The organism is Pseudomonas sp. MWU16-30323, from assembly GCF_020515595.1.
GTDB classification, from domain to species: Bacteria; Pseudomonadota; Gammaproteobacteria; order Pseudomonadales; family Pseudomonadaceae; genus Aquipseudomonas; species Aquipseudomonas yamanorum.
The window spans coordinates 1-1,291 of record NZ_JAIWYM010000077.1; the positions used below are offsets into that span (position 1 = coordinate 1).

The following is a 1,291-nucleotide window of genomic DNA, read 5'->3' on the forward strand; positions in this document are numbered from 1 at the left end:
TTTGGCCAGGTCGTAATGAAAGTGATAGTCCTCGCCATCGCTGCCCCAGTGGCGGGTGACCCGCCATTCGTGGTCGGGGGCGGTTCCAGCAACGGAGTAATGTGCAAATGGTTGTTGAGGTTCTTTGAGTGTTAGATGTTTATGTGGTTTTCAATTCGTGGAACTCTAAAAATGAATGATCAAAGTCAAGGGATAGTATTTTATTTTTTAGCTTTTCGGTAACGACTATATTGAATGCATCTTTCCATTCTTTTAATCGAAATGAATTTAGTTTTTCAGGTATTTTCTCCAAGCAAATTACTGGAGTTATAAAAATGCGCGCTCTTTTACTCTCCCATTCTTCAGGTGAGTAGTTTTCCGGCCAAGGATCGAATTCTGATAAACTCCAATCAATACAGTCGATGTGGTTGTGTACGTGCATCAAAAGGTAAGTGTGTTGAATGGTGGAGTTTTTTATAGGTACAAGTTGGGTTCCTTCTCCATCTATGCTGCTAATGCCCTTTATGTTGGAGTCGAAAACAATAAATTGTGATCCGATTGTATTTATGGGAGGGATAGGCCCATCTGTAAGTGGTTTGTAGGATAGTGCTTTGGATATTTTTTTGTCCGACTCTGATAGTGATATGGCGCTAATGGGGTCTGTGCCTTCAAATAATTTTGTTTGAGGGTTTAAATAACCAGCCCACTTCTTGCTTGATACATTTGGGTTGATTTTGAAGTACTTCATGGCGATACCTTTGTTAGTACGTTATTTAGCCAGGTGCCAGGGGTGGTGGCTTCGTCTCTCAATTTATTCATCTCTCTGATGAAAGAGTCTCGCCCTCGCTCACTTGCACGTTCTAAACGATCAAATATTTTTTGGTGCATGCCTTCTGGATGAGGGCCTTTATGTCCAGGTACGTCTACTTTATTCAATGGGTCGTTGAGAACATCTTTTCTTGATTTTCCATTTTTAAACTTACCCAGCCCATTTTGTTTAAATAAGGCTCTAAAACGGTCAGACCACACTTTGTGTTTGTTGGTGGCTATATGGTGAGTTGGTGCGCAGGCTGAAAGCCCCCATGGATCAACCCAATCTACTGGATTCGGCGCGTACTGATAAAGGTTCAACCCACCCAATAACCCAATCGGATCCGGCTGCGTAAACCTTCCCACATCCGCATCATAAAACCTGAACGTGTTGTAGTGCAGCCCAGTTTCGCGGTCAAGGTACTGCCCTTGAAAGCACAGGTTCTGCTCGCGCCTCACTCGCTGGTCATGCCACTCATCCCGACTCTTGCCCCAACCCTCA

At 43.8% G+C, this 1,291-nt stretch carries 2 protein-coding genes; both read right to left on the reverse strand.

Annotation, left to right across the window (positions count from 1 at the left end; genetic code table 11):
- Positions 1–139 precede the first annotated feature (139 nt).
- On the reverse strand, positions 140–727 hold the full coding sequence (locus tag LIY45_RS30480; RefSeq protein ID WP_226478708.1) for a hypothetical protein: 588 nt from the start codon (positions 725–727) through the stop codon (positions 140–142).
- On the reverse strand, positions 724–1,291 hold a 568-nt coding region (locus LIY45_RS30485; RefSeq protein ID WP_226478709.1), incomplete at its 5' end, for an RHS repeat-associated core domain-containing protein. The genes LIY45_RS30485 and LIY45_RS30480, both read right to left, overlap by 4 nt.

Excerpts from the sequence above, each read along its gene's own strand:
- LIY45_RS30480 (WP_226478708.1), bottom strand. The coding sequence starts at position 727 with ATGAAGTACTTCAAAATCAACCCAAATGTATCAAGCAAGAAGTGGGCT.